General features: G+C 73.5%; 18 protein-coding genes. 17 read left to right on the top strand and 1 reads right to left on the bottom strand.

Features of this window, described 5'->3' with window-relative positions:
• Nucleotides 1–161: 161 nt before the first annotated feature.
• The 4 genes from steA to EV378_RS02305 all read left to right on the top strand — a co-directional run bounded on the left by steA (nucleotide 162) and on the right by EV378_RS02305 (nucleotide 4,796).
• On the top strand, nucleotides 162–1,346 hold the full coding sequence (gene steA, locus EV378_RS02320; protein WP_132421109.1) for a putative cytokinetic ring protein SteA: 1,185 nt from the start codon (nucleotides 162–164) through the stop codon (nucleotides 1,344–1,346).
• Nucleotides 1,343–2,266, top strand: a complete 924-nt coding sequence (locus tag EV378_RS02315; protein ID WP_132421108.1) for a copper transporter — start codon at nucleotides 1,343–1,345, stop codon at nucleotides 2,264–2,266. The genes steA and EV378_RS02315 overlap by 4 nt, the downstream gene beginning before the upstream one ends.
• A gap of 122 nt (nucleotides 2,267–2,388) precedes the next feature.
• Nucleotides 2,389–4,161: a CTP synthase gene (locus EV378_RS02310; protein ID WP_132421107.1), complete on the top strand. Its 1,773-nt coding sequence runs from the start codon at nucleotides 2,389–2,391 to the stop codon at nucleotides 4,159–4,161.
• Entirely contained in the window at nucleotides 4,158–4,796 is a 639-nt protein-coding gene (locus EV378_RS02305) for an NUDIX domain-containing protein (protein WP_132421106.1), read from the top strand. The genes EV378_RS02310 and EV378_RS02305 overlap by 4 nt, the downstream gene beginning before the upstream one ends.
• A gap of 167 nt (nucleotides 4,797–4,963) precedes the next feature.
• Here EV378_RS02305 and EV378_RS02300 read toward each other — a convergent pair whose 3' ends face one another.
• Nucleotides 4,964–5,521 (bottom strand): DUF1707 domain-containing protein, encoded by a 558-nt coding sequence (locus EV378_RS02300; protein ID WP_132421105.1) that lies wholly within the window; start codon nucleotides 5,519–5,521, stop codon nucleotides 4,964–4,966.
• Between the two features lie 85 nt (nucleotides 5,522–5,606).
• Here EV378_RS02300 and EV378_RS02295 point away from each other — a divergent pair, with 85 nt between their 5' ends.
• The 13 genes from EV378_RS02295 to EV378_RS02235 all read left to right on the top strand — a co-directional run bounded on the left by EV378_RS02295 (nucleotide 5,607) and on the right by EV378_RS02235 (nucleotide 18,583).
• Complete coding sequence (locus EV378_RS02295) at nucleotides 5,607–6,596, top strand: LLM class F420-dependent oxidoreductase (RefSeq protein WP_132421104.1); 990 nt, start codon at nucleotides 5,607–5,609, stop codon at nucleotides 6,594–6,596.
• Nucleotides 6,597–6,623: 27 nt separating this feature from the next.
• Entirely contained in the window at nucleotides 6,624–7,547 is a 924-nt protein-coding gene (xerD, locus tag EV378_RS02290; protein WP_132421103.1) for a site-specific tyrosine recombinase XerD, read from the top strand.
• A 67-nt stretch (nucleotides 7,548–7,614) separates the two neighbouring features.
• Nucleotides 7,615–8,328 (top strand): DUF4097 family beta strand repeat-containing protein, encoded by a 714-nt coding sequence (locus EV378_RS02285; protein ID WP_132421102.1) that lies wholly within the window; start codon nucleotides 7,615–7,617, stop codon nucleotides 8,326–8,328.
• 156 nt (nucleotides 8,329–8,484) lie between these two features.
• Nucleotides 8,485–9,399: a ParA family protein gene (locus tag EV378_RS02280; protein WP_132421101.1), complete on the top strand. Its 915-nt coding sequence runs from the start codon at nucleotides 8,485–8,487 to the stop codon at nucleotides 9,397–9,399.
• Nucleotides 9,333–10,241 carry a segregation and condensation protein A gene (locus EV378_RS02275; RefSeq protein ID WP_132421100.1) on the top strand — a complete coding sequence of 303 codons (909 nt, stop codon included), beginning with the start codon at nucleotides 9,333–9,335 and terminating at the stop codon, nucleotides 10,239–10,241. The genes EV378_RS02280 and EV378_RS02275 overlap by 67 nt, the downstream gene beginning before the upstream one ends.
• Nucleotides 10,234–11,172 carry an SMC-Scp complex subunit ScpB gene (gene scpB / locus EV378_RS02270; protein WP_132421099.1) on the top strand — a complete coding sequence of 313 codons (939 nt, stop codon included), beginning with the start codon at nucleotides 10,234–10,236 and terminating at the stop codon, nucleotides 11,170–11,172. The genes EV378_RS02275 and scpB overlap by 8 nt, the downstream gene beginning before the upstream one ends.
• 9 nt (nucleotides 11,173–11,181) lie before the next feature.
• Nucleotides 11,182–11,940 (top strand): pseudouridine synthase, encoded by a 759-nt coding sequence (locus tag EV378_RS02265; protein ID WP_132421098.1) that lies wholly within the window; start codon nucleotides 11,182–11,184, stop codon nucleotides 11,938–11,940.
• A complete protein-coding gene (aroH, locus tag EV378_RS02260; RefSeq protein WP_132421097.1) occupies nucleotides 11,940–12,305 on the top strand; it encodes a chorismate mutase in 366 nt (121 codons plus the stop codon). Before EV378_RS02265 ends, aroH begins: the two co-directional genes overlap by 1 nt.
• Before the next feature lie 140 nt (nucleotides 12,306–12,445).
• Nucleotides 12,446–13,120: a (d)CMP kinase gene (gene cmk, locus EV378_RS02255; RefSeq protein ID WP_243653554.1), complete on the top strand. Its 675-nt coding sequence runs from the start codon at nucleotides 12,446–12,448 to the stop codon at nucleotides 13,118–13,120.
• 73 nt (nucleotides 13,121–13,193) lie between these two features.
• Entirely contained in the window at nucleotides 13,194–13,844 is a 651-nt protein-coding gene (locus EV378_RS02250; RefSeq protein ID WP_132421095.1) for a lysophospholipid acyltransferase family protein, read from the top strand.
• A 29-nt stretch (nucleotides 13,845–13,873) separates the two neighbouring features.
• Nucleotides 13,874–15,289 carry a ribosome biogenesis GTPase Der gene (gene der, locus EV378_RS02245; protein WP_132427245.1) on the top strand — a complete coding sequence of 472 codons (1,416 nt, stop codon included), beginning with the start codon at nucleotides 13,874–13,876 and terminating at the stop codon, nucleotides 15,287–15,289.
• Between the two features lie 63 nt (nucleotides 15,290–15,352).
• Nucleotides 15,353–15,610: a hypothetical protein gene (locus tag EV378_RS02240; RefSeq protein WP_132421094.1), complete on the top strand. Its 258-nt coding sequence runs from the start codon at nucleotides 15,353–15,355 to the stop codon at nucleotides 15,608–15,610.
• 9 nt (nucleotides 15,611–15,619) lie between these two features.
• The gene (locus EV378_RS02235; protein ID WP_132421093.1) at nucleotides 15,620–18,583 is read left to right on the top strand and encodes a helix-turn-helix transcriptional regulator; all 2,964 of its coding nucleotides are present in this window, start codon (nucleotides 15,620–15,622) and stop codon (nucleotides 18,581–18,583) included.
• Nucleotides 18,584–18,660 lie beyond the last annotated feature (77 nt).

Raw genomic sequence — 18,660 nt, 5'->3', positions numbered from 1 at the left:
AGACCGGCGGGATCCCGACCGGAGGGCGTCCCCGGTACGCGCTGTGACGGTCGGGAGCCGGGCGGGGCGTGGCGCGACCGGGTGACGCAGGTGGGCGCAAGGCCGTGGCCTGCTCGGCGTGCCTGCGCCGCACCACGCGCACCAGGTGTCACAGTGCGTGCATGAGGTTGCCCGGCCTGTTGCATCGCTCGCGCCCCGAGCTACCCGGCGTCGTCGGGACCGCGCGGGTCGACCGGCGCACCGACGCGTTGCTGCGCCGCGTGCGGCCGGGGGAGATCGCCGTCCTGGACCAGATCGACCTGGACCGTCCGACGGCGGAGGCGCTCGTCGCGGCCGACGTCGCGGCCGTGGTCAACGCGTCGCCGTCGATCTCAGGGCGGTTCCCCAACCTGGGGCCGCAGATCCTCGTCGAGGCGGGCGTCCCGCTCGTCGACGACGCCGGCACCGACCTGTTGCGCTCGGTCAAGGACGGCGCGGAGGTCCGGCTGCACGACGGCGTCCTCTACTCCGGCGAGCAGCCGCTGGGCGAGGGCCGCGAGCAGACCGACGACACCGTCGCGGACGCACTGGCCGAGGCCAAGTCCGGCCTCACGCACCAGCTGGAGGCGTTCGCCGCCAACACGATCGAGTTCATGCGCCGGGAGCGGTCGCTGCTGCTCGACGGCAACGGCGTGCCCGAGGTCGAGGTCGACCTGGCCGGACGGCAGGTCGTGATCGTCGGGCCGGGCGGCGAGACGGCCGCGCTCCTCAAGCGGCTCAGGACGTTCATCCGGGAGTACCGGCCGGTGCTGGTCGGCGTCGGGGCGGGCGCGGACACGCTGGTCGCCGCGAAGTACCGCCCGGACCTGGTGCTCGCCGACCCCTCCGAGGTGTCGAACGAGGCGCTGACGAGCGGCGCCGACGTCGTCGTCCCGGCGTTCGCGGACGGCCACGCGCCGGGGCTGCACCGGGTGCAGGACCTCGGCGCCAGTGCCGTGACGTTCCCGTCGATGGCGAACCCCGAGGACCTCGCGCTGCTGCTCGCGCACCACCACGGCGCGCAGATGATCGTCACGGTCGGCCTGTCCGCCACGATGGGCGAGTTCCTGGACCGCGGGCGCTCCGGCAGCAACGCGTCCACGTTCCTGACCCGGCTGCAGACCGGCGGGTCCGTCGTGGACGGCGAGCTGATCGCGTCGATGTACCGGGGCCGGACCATGGTCGGCCCGATCCTGCTGCTCGTGCTGGCCGCGATCGTCGCCGTCGTCGTTGCGGTGCTCGTGTCCGGCGCGGGTGACGACGTCCTGGCCTGGCTGGGACAGGCCTACCGGTCGGTGGCCGATCTGATCCGCGGCTGGACGCAGTGATCGCACGGCGCTACCGGGTCGTCGGCGTCGGGATCGGGTTCCTGGTCCTCGGCGTGGTGCTGGGCCTGATCATCGGCTCGTCGACCGCGCCCGGCCGGATGGTCACGGCCGTGTCCGACCTGGCCGCCGACCGCGGCGAGGACGTGACCCGCCTGCAGGCCGAGCGCGACCAGCTGGCCGCCGGGGAACGTGCCGCGGACGGGTTCGCGGCGGGGATCGCGCCGGTCGCGCTGCGCGGGTCGCTCCAGGGCTCCGCCGTCACGATCGTCTCGGTCGGCGGAGCTCCAGCCGACGCGGACGCGATCGGGCAGATGGTCGGGCAGGCGGGCGGGACGATGGCCGGACGGGTGCAGCTCACCGACGCCGTCACCGATCCGGCACGGGCCGACCAGCTGCGCGACCTCGCCACCCGGCTGCTGCCCGCCGGGGCCCAGCTCCCGACGTCGCCCGACCCCGGCACCGTCGCGGGCGGCCTGCTCGGGAGCGCCCTGCTGACGATGCCGAACGTGCCGCCACCGGCGGCGGACCAGACGCAGTCGGTGCTCGCCGGGCTCGCCGGCGCAGGGTTCGCGGAGCAGGGCCCCGCGCCCGGCCCGGCGCAGCTCGTCGTCGTGCTCACCGGAACGCCGGCGGAGGGCGTGGACGCACAGAGCCGATCGTCGACGGCGGCGCGTCTGGCCGCCGAGCTCGACCGGCGCGGCAGTGGCGGGGTCCTGGCCGGTCCGACGGCCACCGGTGCCGTCGGCGCGGTGCGTGCCGACCCGGCGCTGGCAGGCGGCCTGTCCACCGTCGACGACGTCGGCGCCGGAGCCGGCCGGGTCGCCACCGTTCTCGCCCTGCGCGAGCAGCTCACCGGCCGCGCGGGGGCCTACGGCTCCGGCGACGGCGCGACGGCTCCGCTCCCGGCTGCGCAGCCCTGACGCGAGCACGGCTGTGACGGTCGTGCCGATGACGCGAACGAACGTCACATCCGGGACGCGCGGTACAGCCGCCGCAGGGCCGCTGCGGGACGCCGAGCCGGCCACGCGTAGGCTGAAGCTCCGTGCAGACCCGACCGACCCGTCATCTGTTCGTCACCGGCGGGGTCGCGTCCTCGCTGGGCAAGGGACTGACCGCGTCGAGCCTCGGCCAGTTGCTCACCTCCCGCGGCCTGCGCGTGACGATGCAGAAGCTCGACCCCTACCTCAACGTCGACCCCGGGACGATGAACCCATTCCAGCACGGTGAGGTCTTCGTCACCGAGGACGGGGCGGAGACCGACCTCGACGTCGGCCACTACGAGCGGTTCCTGGACCGGGACCTCGCCGGCCGCGCCAACGTGACGACCGGCCAGGTGTACTCCGAGGTCATCGCGAAGGAGCGCCGCGGCGAGTACCTCGGCGACACCGTCCAGGTCATCCCGCACATCACGAACGAGATCAAGGACCGCATCCTCGCGATGGCGGAGCCGGACGCCGAGGACCCGGACGACTCGGCGCCGGACGTCGTGATCACCGAGGTCGGCGGCACGATCGGCGACATCGAGTCGCTGCCGTTCGTGGAGGCGGTCCGGCAGGTCCGGCACGAGGTCGGGCGGGACAACTGCTTCTTCCTGCACGTGTCGCTCGTCCCGTACCTGGCGCCGTCCGGTGAGCTGAAGACGAAGCCGACGCAGCACTCCGTCGCGGCGTTGCGCAACATCGGTATCCAGCCGGACGCGCTGGTGCTGCGCGCGGACCGGGAGATCCCGGACGCGATGAAGCGCAAGATCTCCCTGATGTGCGACGTCGACCTGGACGGCGTCGCCGCCGCCCCGGACGCGCCGTCGATCTACGACATCCCGAAGGTGCTGCACCGCGAGGGCCTCGACGCCTACGTCGTGCGCCGGCTCGGACTGCCGTTCCGGGACGTCGACTGGACGGTGTGGGGTGACCTGCTCGACCGCGTGCACCACCCGGACGAGACGGCGACGATCGCGCTCGTCGGCAAGTACGTCGACCTGCCGGACGCCTACCTGTCGGTGACCGAGGCACTGCGGGCGGGCGGGTTCGCCCACCATGCGAAGGTCGCGGTCCGCTGGGTCCCGTCGGACACGTGCGAGACCCCGGCCGGTGCCGCTGAGGCGCTCGACGGCGTCGACGGCGTGCTCGTGCCGGGCGGGTTCGGGATCCGCGGCATCGAGGGCAAGCTGGGTGCGATCAAGCACGCCCGCACCCGCGGGATCCCGACGCTCGGGCTGTGCCTCGGCCTGCAGTGCATGGTGATCGAGGTGGCCCGCGACGTCGCCGGGCTGCAGGGCGCGAGCTCGACCGAGTTCGAGCCGACCACCCCGCACCCGGTGATCTCGACGATGGCCGAGCAGCGTGACGTCGTCGCCGGCGAGCGGGACATGGGCGGCACGATGCGCCTGGGCGCCTACCCGGCCGTGCTCGCCGCCGGCAGCCTGGTGCGGACGATCTACGGCCGCGACGAGGTGTCCGAGCGCCACCGGCACCGCTACGAGGTGAACAACGCCTACCGGGACCGGCTCGCCGAGGCCGGCCTGGTGTTCGGCACGTCGCCGGACGGGACGCTCGTCGAGTTCGTCGAGCTGCCGCCGTCGTCGCACCCGTTCTTCGTCGGCACCCAGGCGCACCCGGAGCTCAAGAGCCGTCCGACCCGTCCGCACCCGCTGTTCGCGGCGTTCGTGAAGGCCGCGCTGCGCTACCGCGCCGAGGAGTGGCTCCCGGTCGAACTGCCCGGGCGGGCCACCCGCAACGGCACCGCGGCCCGCGCCGAGAACAGCGCGGAGAACGCGACCGGCGAGAAGGTCGCGGAGGAGGAGCCGTCGCGATGACGCAGGTGGGCGAGCACGACTTCCCGGTCCGGTCGGCCACCGACATCTACTCGGGGCGCGTCATGGCGCTGCGGTCGGACCGCGTCGTGATGCCCGGTGGCCGGGTGGCGACCCGCGAGATCCTCGAGCATCCGGGGGCGGTCGCGGTCGTCGCGGTCGACGACGGCGGGCGCGTGCGCATGCTGCACCAGTACCGGCACGCGGTGCGCCGCAGGCTGTGGGAGCTCCCGGCCGGCCTGCTCGACGTGGCGGGGGAGAACCCGGCCGTGACGGCGAACCGCGAGCTGACCGAGGAGGCAGGCCTCTCCGCGGACACCTGGGGCGTGCTGCTGGACCTCGTGCCCTCGCCCGGGTTCTCCGACGAGTCGGTGCGCGTCTACCTCGCCCGTGACCTCACCGAGGTCGAGCGCCCGGACATGGGCGACGACGAGGAGGCCGACCTCGAGCTGCGCTGGTTCCCGCTCGCCGACGCCGTCGAGATGGTGTTCACCGGCGAGGTCGTGAACGCCGTCTCGGTGGCCGGACTGCTTGCTGCGCAGGCGGTCCTGGCCGGGGACGCGGAGACGCGCCCGGTCGACGCGGACTGGCCGGACCGCCCGGAGCGGTTCGCCCGCCGCCGCGACGGCGACGACTGAGTACTAGTGCCCCGTCCAGAAACGTTCGGCACGGAACTCGGCGGCCCAGGCGCCCGCCGGCGGCGTTGCCGACCGGGCCGAGTACGCCCGGTACGAGGCCCGGCCGGCGCCTTGCCGGCGAACGCCTGGATCCGCCGATTTCGGCACCGACGTTCCTTGACGGGGCACTAGTTGCGCAGGGGCCGCCCGTACGGGTCGTCGGGCTGTCCGGCGAGGATCACGATCCCGTCGATGAACCCCCAGAGCCCGCCGATGCCGAACGTCAGGAACGTGACGAGCAGCTGCGCGACGGCGATCCCGGTGTGTCCGGTGTAGAACCGTCCGACGCCGAACGGCAGGAACAGCTGCAGCACACCGGCGACGACCTTGGACTTGTCCGAGTACGGACGTCCCGTGTACGGCTCGCGGCCCCACGGCGCCGACGGGTCCATCATCCCCGGCGGCATCCCGGGCGGCATCGGCCCGGCCCACTGCTGCGGCTGCTGCCACTGCTGCTGCGGATAGGGGGCCGGGGCGGGCGCCCCCTGGCTCCACGGGTGCGGGTCCGGCAGATCGGAGAACAGCGCGGTCAGCTCCGGCATCGTCCGGGCCTCCCAGGCCCGCGCCACGCGCCGGGAGTACTCGTCGCCGTCGAGCCGTCCGCTCGAGTAGTGGTCGGCCAGGGCGGCGACGGCCTGCTCGCGGTCCTGGTTGCCGACGCGAGGGCCCGGCTGCTCGGCGGTCATGTCGTGACCGTATCGCGCCGCAAGCCGGCCGACGCCACCGCGCGTCCGCACATGCGGTGGTGTCGCGGTGGATAAGGTCGCGGCTATGCGCTTCGGACTGTTCGTACCCCAGGGATGGCGTCTCGACCTCGTCGGCATCGACAAGGCCGACCAGTGGGACGTCATGCGCGGCATCGTCGAGCACGCCGACGACAGCGCCTTCGAGTCGGTGTGGGTCTACGACCACTTCCACACCGTGCCGAAGCCGACCGAGGAAGCCTGTCACGAGGCGTGGAGCCTGATGGCCGCCTACGCCGCGACGACGAGCCGCGTCCGGCTCGGCCAGATGTGCACCTGCATGGCCTACCGGAATCCGGTCTACCTGGCCAAGGTGGCCGCGACCTGCGACATCATCTCCAAGGGCCGCATCGAGATGGGCATCGGCGGCGGCTGGTACGAGAACGAGTGGCGCGCCTACGGCTACGGCTTCCCGCCGCCCGGCGAGCGCCTCGGCATGCTCGACGAGGGCGTGCAGATCTTCCGGCAGGCCTGGGCGGACGGCCACGTGTCGCTGGACGGCAAGCACTACCAGGTCGACCGCGCGATCGTGACGCCCACGCCGATCCAGGACGGCGGCATTCCCCTGTGGATCGCGGGCGGCGGTGAGAAGGTCACGTTGAAGATCGCCGCCAAGTACGCGCGGTACACGAACTTCGACGGCACCCCGGAGGGCTTCGCGCACAAGTCCGAGATCCTGCGCGGCCACTGCGCCGACGTCGGCACCGACTTCGACGCGATCACCCGTTCGGCCAACTACAACGTGGCGATCGGCCGCGACGAGGCCGAGGTCGAGCAGCGCTTGGCAAACCTGAAGAACCGGTTGCTGCCGATCGTCGGCGAGGAGCGGGCGGAGAACGCGCTCGGTGCGTTCCGCGGGCTGCCGGCCGTCGGCACGCCGGAGCAGATCGTCGAGAACCTGTCCGCGCTGCAGCGCAGTGGCATGACCTACGCGATCTTCTACTTCCCCGAGCTGGCCTACGACCGCTCCGGCCTCGAGCTGTTCGAGCGCGAGGTGATCCCGGCTCTGGCGGGCTGAGCCGTGGCCGCCGCCCCGACAGCGTCAATGGGCAACTCCGCAAGCTCCGTGCCCCAAGTCGTCACCGACTACCTGGACCACCTGTCCGTCGAACGCGGGCGGGCGGTGAACACGCTGCGCTCGTACACGAACGACCTCGGGCGCTACACCGCGCACCTGGCCGGCGCCGGGATCGACGACCTGGGCAACGTGACGGAGCGCGACGTGACGGCGTTCGTCTCGGCGCTGCGCAGTGGCGAGACGCCCCTGGCCGCGAGTTCGACGGCGCGGGCGCTCGCCGCCGTGCGCGGGCTGCACCGGTTCGCCGTGCGGGAGGGCGTCGTGCGCGCGGACGTGTCGGCCGGGGTGAGCCCGCCGTCGCGTCCGGCGCGGCTGCCGCGCACGCTCGACGTCGACCAGGTCGACCAGCTGCTGGCCGGCTGCGTCGGCGACGGGCCGACGGCGCTGCGCGACCGCGCGCTGCTGGAGCTCCTGTACTCGACGGGCGCGCGGATCTCCGAGGCGGTCGGCATCGACCGCGACGACCTGGACCCCGGATCCCGGACGGTCCTGTTGCGCGGCAAGGGAAACAAGCAGCGGATCGTGCCGGTCGGGCGGCCCGCGCTGGCCGCTGTCGACGCCTACCTCGTGCGGGCCCGCCCGGCGCTCGCCGAGCGGGGCGCCGGCAGCGCCGCACTGCTGCTCAACGCGCGGGGCGCACGACTGTCCCGGCAGAGCGCCTGGCACGCGCTGCGGGCGGCTGCCGAGGCGTCCGGGCTCACCGCGTCGGTCTCGCCGCACACGTTGCGGCACTGCTTCGCGACCCACCTGCTGGCCGGCGGCGCCGACGTGCGCGTCGTGCAGGAGCTGCTCGGGCACGCGTCGGTGACCACGACGCAGATCTACACCCACGTCACCGTGGACACGCTGCGTGAGGTGTACGCGACCGCTCACCCCCGCGCTCGGGGGTGAGCGTAGGGGCAGTTCTCCGGGTCGTCCCGGGGGAGCCCGCCCCGCCGATCGCCCTACGGTGACCGCCATGACCGCTCCGAGGACCCGTCTCCCGGCCACCGTCGCGACGCTCGCCGCGGCGGGTCTCCTGCTCGCCGGATGCGGCAGCGTCTCGCTGGTGCCGGGCAGCCCCGACCAGTCCGAACGCGGTGGCGACGACGTCGCTGCCGTGAAGCGCGTCGAGGTCGAGTCCCGGTCGGGCACGATCCAGGTCCGCCCCGGTGCGGACGGCTCGTCGCGCGTCGACCGGGTCCTCGAGTGGAGCGGGGACGTGAAGCCGACGCTCACCCAGGAGGTGCGCGGTGACACCCTGCACGTCGTCGCGGACTGCCCGGACGGCTCCGACGACTGCAACGTCGAGCTCGTGATCACCGTCCCGGCCGCGACCGCCGTGAAGGCCGACCTCGGCGCGGGCAACGTCGCCGTCACCGGCCTGACCGGGGAGCAGGAGCTGTCCAGCGGGGCGGGCAACGTCGGCGGCGTGAACCTCGGCGCGGCGCCGGTGAAGGCGACGACGCCCGCGGGCAACGTCGATCTCTCGTTCGCCGCGGCGCCGCCCACGGTCGACGCGCAGTCGTCGGCGGGCAACGTCACCGTGCGGGTGCCGACCGGGCCGGTCTACGAGGTGGACACCGGGTCGACGGTCGGGAACGTCCGGGTCGAGGTTCCGGACACGCCGGGCGCCGACCACCGGATCTCGGCGCGGAGCTCGGCCGGGAACGTCTCGGTGATCCCCGGCTGACCCGGCGACAGGTCCGGTAGGGCGTCCGGAGTACCGTGTTCGAACTGTTTGCGACCTGCACGGCGAGTCGCGCCCCGCGGTGAGGGGCCGGTTTCCTACATTGCAGAGTGGGATCGACACCCGGTACGGCACCCCACCAGGAGACCGGAGACCCGTATGGAGCCGACGCCTCCCGCCCCGCAGGAGCGACCGGACAGCGATGTCGCGACCGACACCGCCGGACCGACCGACGGAGCCGGTCCGAATCAGCCCGGGAGAGGAAGACATCGGTTGAGCGCCCCCGAGCCCGCCCCGCTGACCAGCCACGGCCCCGCGCGGGTGATCGCCGTGGCGAACCAGAAGGGCGGGGTGGGCAAGACCACCTCGACGATCAACCTGGGCGCCGCGCTCGCCGAGTACGGGCGCAAGGTGCTGCTCGTCGACTTCGACCCGCAGGGCGCGCTGTCCGTCGGGCTCGGCGTCCAGCCGCACCAGCTCGAGTCGACGATCTACAACCTCCTGATGGAGAAGGGCGTCGAGCCCGACGAGGTCATCCGGCCCAGCGGCGTCGAGAACATGGACCTGCTGCCGTCGAACATCGACCTGTCGGCGGCCGAGGTCCAGCTCGTCACGGAGGTCGGGCGCGAGCAGGCGCTCGGCCGGGCGCTCAAGCGCAGCCTCTCCGACTACGACGTGATCCTGATCGACTGCCAGCCGTCGCTCGGCCTGCTCACGATCAATGCCCTGGCCTGCGCCGACGCCGTGCTGATCCCGCTGGCCTGCGAGTTCTTCAGCCTGCGCGGGGTGGCGCTGCTGATGGACACGATCGACAAGGTCAAGGACCGGCTGAACCCGGACCTGCAGATGCTCGGCATCCTGGCCACGATGTTCGACCAGCGGACGCTGCACACCCGCGAGGTGCACGACCGCGTCGTCGAGGCGTTCGGCGACCTCGTGTTCGAGTCGGTCATCAACCGCACGATCAAGTTCCCGGAGACGACGGTCGCCGGCGAGCCGATCACGACATGGGCGCCGACGTCCGGTGGCGCCGACGCGTACCGGATGCTGGCCCGCGAGGTCCTCGCCCGGTGACGCTGCTCGCCGACGGTCCCGGCGCGGGTCCCGAGGGGCTCGACGACGGCGACATCGCCTCCCCGGGCACCCGGCGGTTCACCGTCCGCCTGCACAACTTCGAGGGTCCGTTCGACCTGCTCCTGCAGCTGATCGGCAAGCACGAGCTCGACGTCACCGAGATGGCGTTGCACAAGGTCACCGACGACTTCATCGCGCACCTCACCGATCTCGGTGACGACGCCGATCTGGACGAGACCACCGAGTTCCTCGTCGTCGCGGCGACCCTGCTCGACCTCAAGGCCGCCCGCCTGGTGCCCGGCGCCGAGGTCGACGACGAGGAGGACCTGGCCCTGCTCGAGGCCAGGGACCTCCTGTTCGCCCGACTGCTGCAGTACCGCGCCTACAAGGAGGCGGCGGCGCTGTTCGTCGAGCTGGAGGCCGGCGCGATGCGGCGCTTCCCGCGCTCGGTCGCGCTGGAGGAGCGGTACGCGGAGCTGCTGCCGGAGGTCCTGCTCGGGATGGACGCGCAGGCGTTCGCCGAGCTGGCCGCCACGGTGTTCCGGCCGAAGCCGCCGGACGAGGTCGGGCTCGACCACCTGCACAGCCACGAGGTGTCCGTGCCCGCGCACGCGCAGCTGCTGCGTGAGCGGCTCGCCGAGATGCGGGTGGCGAACTTCGCGACGCTCACCGCCGATTGCGTGGCCCCCCTGGAGGTGGTGGCGCGCTTCCTGGCGCTGCTGGAGCTCTACCGCGAGCGCTCGGTGATGCTGGAGCAGCCCGAGGTGTTCGGCGAGCTCACCGTGACCTGGACCGCTGATCGTGCCGACGACCCGGTCGCGGAGATGGCGGCCGATGAGTGACACGCCGGGCAGCGACGACCCGGAGGCCGATCTCGAGCGCCTGATCGGCCGGACGGTGCCGCGCAGCCCGCACGCCGTGCACGCGCCGGCCCCTCCCGCCGCCCCGGAGCCGACCGGCGAGGCCGCCCCGCGCGCCGCGGTGGACGACCCGCCGCAGCCCACCGGCGCCGAGCCGGACCGACCCCCCGTACCCGGCGCCGCGGACGTCGCAGAGGATGTGCCGTCCTCGCAGCCCGAGCAGGCCCTGCGAGGTGCCGACGAGCCCTGCGAGGACGCCCCGGACCAGGGCTGGGACTACCCCGAGCCGGAGTACGCGACGCCGGGCCGGCCCATCGCGGAGGAGGACGGTCCGGCCGAGGAGCCGATCGAGGAGCAGGTCGGCGAGGACCTCGCCGACGACGCGGCGCTGGAGTCGGCACTGGAGGCGTTGCTGCTGGTCGTCGACGCGCCGGTGGACGAGGCGTCGCTGGCGTCCGCGCTCGGGCAGGACGCCGGACGCGTGCGGACGGTCCTGAACCGGATGTCCGCCGACTACACCGCCGACGGCCGCGGCATCGACCTGCGACGCGCGGGGGAGGGCTGGCGCTTCTACACGCGCGACCGCTACGCCCCCTACGTCGAACGGATGCTGCTCGACGGCCAGCGTGCCCGGCTGACGCGGGCGGCGCTGGAGACGCTCGCCGTCGTCGCGTACCGGCAGCCGGTGACCCGTGCGCGCGTGTCCGCCGTACGCGGTGTGAACTGCGACGGCGTGCTGCGTACCCTGCTCACCCGCGGGCTCGTGGAGGAGGCGGGCGTCGAGGAACAGACACAGGGGACACTGTTCCGGACGACCGAGCTGTTCCTGGAACGGCTCGGGCTCTCGTCGGTGCAGGAGCTGCCGCCGCTGGCGCCACTGCTGCCCGACATCGATGCGATCGACGACGTGTAGGACAAGCGAATGAGTGACAACGCCCGAGAGGGCATCCGCCTGCAGAAGGTGCTCGCGCAGGCGGGCGTGGCGTCCCGGCGCGCCGCGGAGGAGCTGATCGCGGCCGGCCGGGTCGACGTGGACGGCGAGACCGTGCGCGAGATGGGCCGCCGGGTGGATCCGGCGACGGCCGTCGTGCACGTCGACGGCGCGCGGATCGCGCTGCGCGAGGACCAGGTCTACCTGTCCCTGAACAAACCGCGCGGCATGCTGTCCACGATGGCCGACGACCGCGGCCGCCCGTGCGTCGGTGACCTGCTGGCCGACAAGTTCGACCTGATGGACCAGGCCGGGCGACTGTTCCACGTCGGACGCCTGGACGCGGACACCGAGGGCCTGCTGCTGCTCACGAACGACGGCGAGCTCGGGCACCGCCTGATGCACCCGTCGTTCGAGGTGCCGAAGACCTACCTCGCCGAGGTGATGGGCATGCCGGCCCGCGACGTCGGCAAGCGGCTGCGGGCCGGCGTCGACCTGGACGACGGCGCCGTCGTCGTGCACTCGTTCAAGCTCGTCGACTCGCTGCCGGGCCGCTCGATCGTCGAGCTGGTGCTGCACGAGGGCCGCAAGCACGTCGTGCGCCGCCTGCTCGACTCCGTCGGGCACCCGGTGCAGCGGCTGACCCGCACGGCCGTGGGCGAGGTACGTCTCGGCAACCAGAAACCGGGCAAGCTGCGCCCGCTGAACACGACCGAGGTCGGCTCGTTGTACAAGGCGGTGGGTCTCTGATGGCGGTCCGCGCGCTGCGGGGTGCGACCCAGGTCGACGTCGACGAGCGTCAGGAGATCCTGGACAAGTCCGCGGAGCTGGTCTGGGCCGTGCTGGAGCGCAACGCCCTGACCTCCGAGGACATCATCTCGGTGTGGTTCACGGCCACCCCGGACGTCACGGCGGAGTTCCCCGCCTACGCCGCCCGGCAGATGGTCGGGCTGACCGACGTGCCACTGATGTGCTCGGTCGAGATGGCCGTGCCGGGAGCGATGCCGCGGGTGCTGCGCCTGCTGGCGCACGTGGACACCCCGAAGCCGCGCAGCGAGATGCGGCACGTCTACCTGCACGGCGCGGCGGCGCTGCGGTCCGACCTGCCTCGTTGAAGCGGGTCGGACGGCCCGCGCGAGCCCGACCCCGGCTGCCGGGTACCGGAGGCCGACCGGCCACAATGTCCGGCGGAGTTCGGACGACGGTCGGTGGGCCGGAAGGGTGGTACGAGGTGGCCTTGCGGGGCGTCGTCGCGATGGACGGACCGTCCGGTACGGGGAAGTCGACGGTGTCCCGGCGGCTCGCGTCGTCCTGCGGCGCGGCCTATCTGGACACCGGCGCGATGTACCGGGCAGCGACGCTCGCCGTGCTGCGCGCCGGGCTGGACGCGGACGCACCGTCCGACGAGGTCGCCTCGGCCGCGACGCACGGCGTCCAGGAGTCCGGCACCGACCCGTCGGCCCCGACGATCACGCTGGACGGCGAGGACATCAGCGCCGAGATCCGGGGGCCGGAGGTGACCGCGCTGGTCAGCGCCGTGTCCGCGCTGCCGGAGGTGCGCAACACGATGGTCGCCCGCCAGCACGCCCTGATCGAGGAGGCCGTGCGCGACGGCGGCGGGATCGTCGTCGAGGGACGCGACATCGGCACCGTGGTCGTGCCGGACGCGCCGCTGAAGGTCTACCTGACGGCGTCGCCCGCGGTACGTGCCGCGCGCCGCGGTCGTCAGGACGCGAGGGCGGGGAGGACGTCGAACCTGCACGTCACGCTCGCCGACGTCGAGCGCCGCGACCGTCTGGACTCCTCGCGCCGGATCTCCCCGCTGTACGCGGCGGCGGACGCGCTGGTGCTGGACACCGACGACCTGTCCGCGGACGCCGTGCTGGACCGGCTGCGGGCGCTCGTCGCGGAGCGGGGGCTCGACTCGTGAGCGAGCCTGCGAGCTCACCATCCGGCACCGCAGGTCTCCGAACGCGGCCGACGAGCGCCGGCGAGGAGGGTGCGTGAGGTCGTCGCCGGGCCTGCCCGAGGGCGCGTGGGGCTGGCTGAACGACCTGGCCCGGTGGATCGGGACCTGGTGCTTCGTGCCGTTCTTCCGGCTGCGGGTGCACCGGCGCGAGCGGGTGCCGCGGACCGGGCCGGTGGTGGTCGTCGCGAACCACTCGGCGTTCGTCGACGGTCCGCTGCTCTACGGACTACTGGGGCGCCGCGCGGTGTTCCTGGTGAAGGACGAGATGTTCCGCGGCCCGCTCGGGTACGTGCTGCCGCGGATGGGCCAGCTGGCCGTGCGACGGGGCACGGTCGACCGGCGGCCCCTCATGGCGGCGCTGGACGTGCTGCGCGGCAACGGGATGGTCGTCGTGTTCCCGGAGGGGACGCGGGGCACGGGTGAGGTCGCGGCGGCCCGCCATGGCGCGGCGTGGCTGGCCCGGCAGGCGCAGGCGCCGCTGCTGCCGGTCGCGTGCCGGGGGACGGCGCGCCCGTCGGGCGGGAAACGGCGCCTCCGCCCGCGGGTGGACGTACTGGTCGGTGATCCGCTGCCGACGCCGACCGGGCGCGGACGGGCGGAGCTGGCGGAGGCGACCGAAGGCATCCGGACGGCGCTGGTCACACTGGTGGCCGACGTCGACGAGATCAGAGTGAGTGGACAGTGAGTAGCACAGAGTTCTCCGACCGGGCCGAGATGGATCGGCTCGGGCTCGACCCGACCGAGTTCGTCGCGACCGACGACGAAGGCCGCGCGATCGCCGGGCTGGATCCGGACCAGGTCGTCGCGACGCCCGTGCTGGCCGTCGTCGGCCGGCCGAACGTCGGCAAGTCGACGCTGGTCAACCGCATGCTCGGGCGCCGTGAGGCGGTCGTGCAGGACGTGCCGGGCGTGACCAGGGACCGCGTCGTCTACGACGGGCTGTGGAACGGCCGCCGGTTCAAGCTGATGGACACCGGGGGCTGGGAGCCGGACGCGAACGGGCTGCAGGCCGTCGTCGCGCAGCAGGCCGAGACGGCGATGCGTACGGCGGACGCCGTGATGCTCGTCGTGGACGCCTCGGTCGGTGCCACCGCGACCGACCAGGCCGTCGCGCGCGTCCTGCGCCGCTCCGACGTGCCGGTCCTGCTGGCCGCGACGAAGGTCGACGACGACCGGCTGAACTCGGACACGACCGAGCTGTGGCGTCTCGGGCTCGGTGAGCCGCACCCGGTCAGCGGTCTGCACGGCCGCGGCTCCGGCGACCTGCTGGACGCGATCCTGGACGTGCTGCCGGAGACGCCGCGGGACACGTTCGGCGCGGGCGGGTCCGGCCCGCGGCGCGTCGCGCTCGTCGGGAAGCCGAACGTCGGCAAGTCCAGCCTGATCAACAAGCTGTCCGGGGAGACCCGGTCGGTCGTGCACGAGGTGGCCGGCACGACCGTCGACCCGGTCGACTCGCTCGTCGAGCTCGACGGCGACGTGTGGCGCTTCGTCGACACGGCAGGCCTGCGCCGCCGGGTACGGACGGCCAGCGGCACCGAGTACTACGCCAGCCTGCGGACGTCGTCGGCGATCGACGCCGCCGAGGTCGCGCTGATGCTGATCGACGCGAGCGAGCCGATCACCGAGCAGGACCAGCGGGTGATCAACCAGATCGTCGAGTCCGGCCGGGCACTGGTGATCCTGTTCAACAAGTGGGACCTGGTCGACGAGGACCGTCGCCACGAGCTCGAGCGCGAGCTGGACCGCGGCGAGCTGCAGAGCGTCCGATGGGCCGAGCGCGTGAACGTCTCCGCCCTGACCGGACGTGCGACCCGGCGGGTCGCCCCGGCGATGCGCCGCGCGCTGGAGTCCTGGGACACCCGGATCCCGACCGGCAGGCTCAACGGCTGGCTGTCCGACCTGGTCGCCGCGACCCCGCCGCCGGTCCGCGGCGGCAAGCAGCCGAAGATCCTCTTCGCGACCCAGGCGCAGACGCGTCCGCCGACGTTCGTGCTGTTCACCTCCGGGTTCCTGGAGGCGGGCTACCGCCGGTTCGTGGAGCGGCGGTTGCGCGAGGAGTTCGGGTTCGCCGGCTCCCCGATCCGGCTGTCGGTGCGGGTCCGGGAGAAGCGTCCGCGCAAGAAGTGACGCCGGAGGCCACGATCCGGACACGGCGGTAACCAAACCCGTGGTCGTGACGAGTGCGCCGTCATGGGACCACTCGACCTGCTCTGGATGCGGCGCCTGCGCGCGGCGTTCGAGGTTGAGCTCGTGTGCTGTGGTGGCGAACCGCTGCTGGAGGACGCCCGTACGGAGGCGTCCTGGTACGCCGATCTGCACCATCCGTGGGACCGGACGGGCAGCGAGCCCGCCGCTCGTGTGAACGCCTGGATGAGCATTCTCGCGGTGCGCGCCAGGATCGCCCGACGTGATCGGAAGCCTCTGGATGGGTGTCGGCCACGCGACTAGCCTTGCCGCGTGAGCGACCTCCCGGCTCTGGCTCCGTTCCGTGGACGGACGGCCGAGCTGGACCACCTGCGCACCGCCATGGAGCAGGCGCGCACGTCGGGCGCGACGGCGGTGCTGCTCGGCGGGGAGGCCGGGGTCGGGAAGTCCCGGCTCGTCGGGGAGTTCTGTGTCGAGGCGGGTGATGCGGGCGCGGTCGCGCTGACCGGGCGGGCGCTGGATCTCGACGACGGCCCGTCGTTCTGGCCGGTGGTCTCCGCCCTGCGCGCGCACGTCCGCACGCACGACGGCGCCGTCGCCGACCACCTGTCGTCGGCGCTCGAGCGGATCGACGGGCCGGACGTCCGGACCCGCGTGGAGATGCTGGAGGCGTTGCGGCACATCCTCGTCGAGATCACCCGCTTCGCGCCGGTCGTCCTCGTGCTCGACGACCTGCACTGGGCCGATCGCTCCACCCGCGACCTGATCGTCTATCTCGTCGCGAGCCTGACCGACGAGCCGGTGCTGCTCGTCGGCACCTACCGCGACGAGGCGACCGGCGGGGTGCCCGGACGGCTCGCCCCGATGGTCGGGGAGCTGCGACGGCACAACCGGGTGTCGTTCCGGCAGGTCCGCCCGCTGGCGCGGGACGACCTCGCCGAGCTGCTCGGCGGATGGGTACCGGACCGTCCCGACCTCGAACCGCTGGTGTGGCGGCACTCGCTGGGCAACGTGTTCCTCGCGGAGGAGACCGTGCGGGCGGTGCTCGGCGGTGATCCGCGGGGGCTGCCCGCCACGGTGCGGGATCTCGTGCGCGCCGGTGTCTCCGGTCTCACGACGCCGGCGCAGTGGGTCGTGCGGGCGCTCGCGGCCGGGATCGGGGAGACGTCCCACGCGTTGCTGACCGAGGTGCTCGCCCGCCTCGGCGACGAGCTGTCCGCGGCCGTGCGGGAGGCGGCGGAGGCGGGGCTCGTGGTCGTCGGCGCCGACGGCGAGGGCTACCGCCTGCGGCACGGGCTGATGGTGGAGGTGGTGGCCGCCGACCTGATGCCGGGGGAGCGGGTCGAGCTGCACGGTCGCTTCGCGCGGGCGCTGGCCGCCTGGCCGACGCGCCCGGGCGTCGCGGCACAGCTGGCGCACCACTGGCAGCTCGCGGCCGAACCGGAGAATGCGCTGGCCGCGACGATCGCCGCGGCCGAGGAGGCCGAGCGCGTCCGCGGCTACGCCGAGGCCTACCGGCACTGGCTGCGGGCGGCGTCGCTGCAGGTCTCCTCGCCGGACTCGCCCCGGTCACGGGGGCAGTACCTGGAGCGGGCCGCCGAGTCCGCGGAGCTCGCCGGCGACCCGGCCGAGGCCGTCGCGCTGCTGGCGGCCCGGCTGTCCGACCCGGACGCGCCGACCGGCGGGCGGGAGGCGGTGCTGCGCGCCCACCTCGGGCGGTACCTGATGTCGTCCGGCCAGGCGGCGGAGGCCGAGGAGGCCTACCGCAGGGCCGTCACGGTGCTTCCCGACCCGGACTACCCCGTCGACGACGCGGACGTCTCCGAGGCCGAGCGGGTCGACGTGCTGGCCGGGCACGCGGCCGCGTTGCTGCAGCTCGGCGACTACTCGGCGGCGCGGGACGTCGCCCGGCAGGCGCTCGAGCCGGCCCGCAGGATCGGCGAGCCCGCCGTGCTGGCCAGGGTCCTCGCCATCCTCGGCTCCGGCGCCGCCTACCTGGAGGACGCCGAGGCCGGTCTCGCCGCGCTGGACGAGGCGATCGCCGTCGCCGAGCGTGCGGACGACCCGGTGGCGCTCGGCCTCTGCCTGTCCCGTCGGGCGGATCTGTTGTGCGGCCCGCTCAACGCGCTCGACGACGGCGTCGCGGCGGCCCGCGCGGGCGCTGCGCGGATGGGCGAGGTGGGCCTGTCCCGGACGTCCGGGGTGGCGCTGCTGGCGATCGCCGCGAACGGGTTGTTCCGGCTCGGCCGCTGGGACGAGGCCGACGACGAGGTCGCCAGGGCCTGGGCAGCGGCACCGACCGGGGCGCAGGCGATCGACGTGCGGCTCTCCCGCGCACGGTTGACCATGGCGCGCGGCGACTTCACGTCCTCGGAGGCGGACCTGACCGCCGCCGAGCTCGTCGCACCCGCGACGGCGGGCCCGCGGCACACGTTGCCGCTGCTGATCCTGCGCGCCGGTCTGGAGATGTGGCGGGACCGGCCCGCGCTGGCGTTCGAGCACGTGCGGCGGGGGCTCGACGTCGTCGAGTCCGGGATCGACGACTTCTGGGCCGTCGCGCCACTGCTCTGGCACGGCGCGCGGGCGCACGCCGAGGCGCTCCTGGCCGGGGAACCGGTGGCGGACAGCGAGGTGCGGCGGCTGCGTCAGCACGTCCGGGAGCTGGAACGACGGGCCGAACGCTCGGTGCCTGCCGTGCGCGTCGTGCTGGCGAGCTTCGTGGCGATGTGCGCCGCCGAGGACGACCGCGCCGCCGGGACCGCGGCGCCGGACACCTGGGCCGACGTCGCCGCCCGGCTGGCCGGGCTGCGCCAGCCGTACCCGGAGGCCTACTCGCGCCTGCGGTCGGCCGAGGTGCGCCTCGGGATCCACCAGCGCTCCACCGACGGGACCGCGGACCTGGTGCGCGCCTTCCGGATCGCATCCGCGATGCGGGCCGAGCCGCTGCTCGTCCAGATCCGGGACCTGGCCGCCCGTGCCCGGGTGACGCTGGAGCTCGACGAGTCCCCGGCGTCGTCCACTCCGTCCTCTTCGGACACGGCGCCGGCCGCCTCCGGCCCTCTGGGCGAGCTCACCCGCCGTGAGCTGGAGGTCCTGGTCGTGATGGCCGAGGGCCTCACGAACCGTGAGATCGCCGGACGGCTGTTCATCAGCGAGAAGACGGTCGGGGTCCACCTGAGCCGGATCTTCGGCAAGCTCGGTGTCCGGAGCCGCGTGCAGGCCAGCGGCGTACTGCACCGCTTCCGGCCGGACGTGGAGCAGACGACGCCGGAATAGGGTGCTCGGCCCGGCACGTATAGGGCGTTGTCCGGACGCCGTAGGTAGGTCTCACCCGTCAGAGTTGCTCCCGTCAC

This window comes from Pseudonocardia endophytica, from assembly GCF_004339565.1.
Classification (GTDB): Bacteria; Actinomycetota; Actinomycetes; order Mycobacteriales; family Pseudonocardiaceae; genus Pseudonocardia; species Pseudonocardia endophytica.
Note: the sequence above shows the minus strand (reverse complement) of the source record. Positions and strands in the feature narration are given on the sequence as shown.

What these genes read in the sequence shown, in the direction of transcription:
- steA (WP_132421109.1), top strand. Translation starts at nt 162, where the DNA reads ATGAGGTTGCCCGGCCTGTTGCATCGCTCGCGCCCCGAGCTACCCGGC.
- EV378_RS02305 (WP_132421106.1), top strand. Translation starts at nt 4,158, where the DNA reads ATGACGCAGGTGGGCGAGCACGACTTCCCGGTCCGGTCGGCCACCGAC.
- EV378_RS02300 (WP_132421105.1), bottom strand. Translation starts at nt 5,521, where the DNA reads ATGACCGCCGAGCAGCCGGGCCCTCGCGTCGGCAACCAGGACCGCGAG.
- EV378_RS02295 (WP_132421104.1), top strand. Translation starts at nt 5,607, where the DNA reads ATGCGCTTCGGACTGTTCGTACCCCAGGGATGGCGTCTCGACCTCGTC.
- xerD (WP_132421103.1), top strand. Translation starts at nt 6,624, where the DNA reads ATGGGCAACTCCGCAAGCTCCGTGCCCCAAGTCGTCACCGACTACCTG.
- EV378_RS02285 (WP_132421102.1), top strand. Translation starts at nt 7,615, where the DNA reads ATGACCGCTCCGAGGACCCGTCTCCCGGCCACCGTCGCGACGCTCGCC.
- EV378_RS02280 (WP_132421101.1), top strand. Translation starts at nt 8,485, where the DNA reads ATGGAGCCGACGCCTCCCGCCCCGCAGGAGCGACCGGACAGCGATGTC.
- EV378_RS02275 (WP_132421100.1), top strand. Translation starts at nt 9,333, where the DNA reads ATGGGCGCCGACGTCCGGTGGCGCCGACGCGTACCGGATGCTGGCCCG.
- scpB (WP_132421099.1), top strand. Translation starts at nt 10,234, where the DNA reads ATGAGTGACACGCCGGGCAGCGACGACCCGGAGGCCGATCTCGAGCGC.
- EV378_RS02265 (WP_132421098.1), top strand. Translation starts at nt 11,182, where the DNA reads ATGAGTGACAACGCCCGAGAGGGCATCCGCCTGCAGAAGGTGCTCGCG.
- aroH (WP_132421097.1), top strand. Translation starts at nt 11,940, where the DNA reads ATGGCGGTCCGCGCGCTGCGGGGTGCGACCCAGGTCGACGTCGACGAG.
- cmk (WP_243653554.1), top strand. Translation starts at nt 12,446, where the DNA reads ATGGACGGACCGTCCGGTACGGGGAAGTCGACGGTGTCCCGGCGGCTC.
- der (WP_132427245.1), top strand. Translation starts at nt 13,874, where the DNA reads ATGGATCGGCTCGGGCTCGACCCGACCGAGTTCGTCGCGACCGACGAC.
- EV378_RS02240 (WP_132421094.1), top strand. Translation starts at nt 15,353, where the DNA reads ATGGGACCACTCGACCTGCTCTGGATGCGGCGCCTGCGCGCGGCGTTC.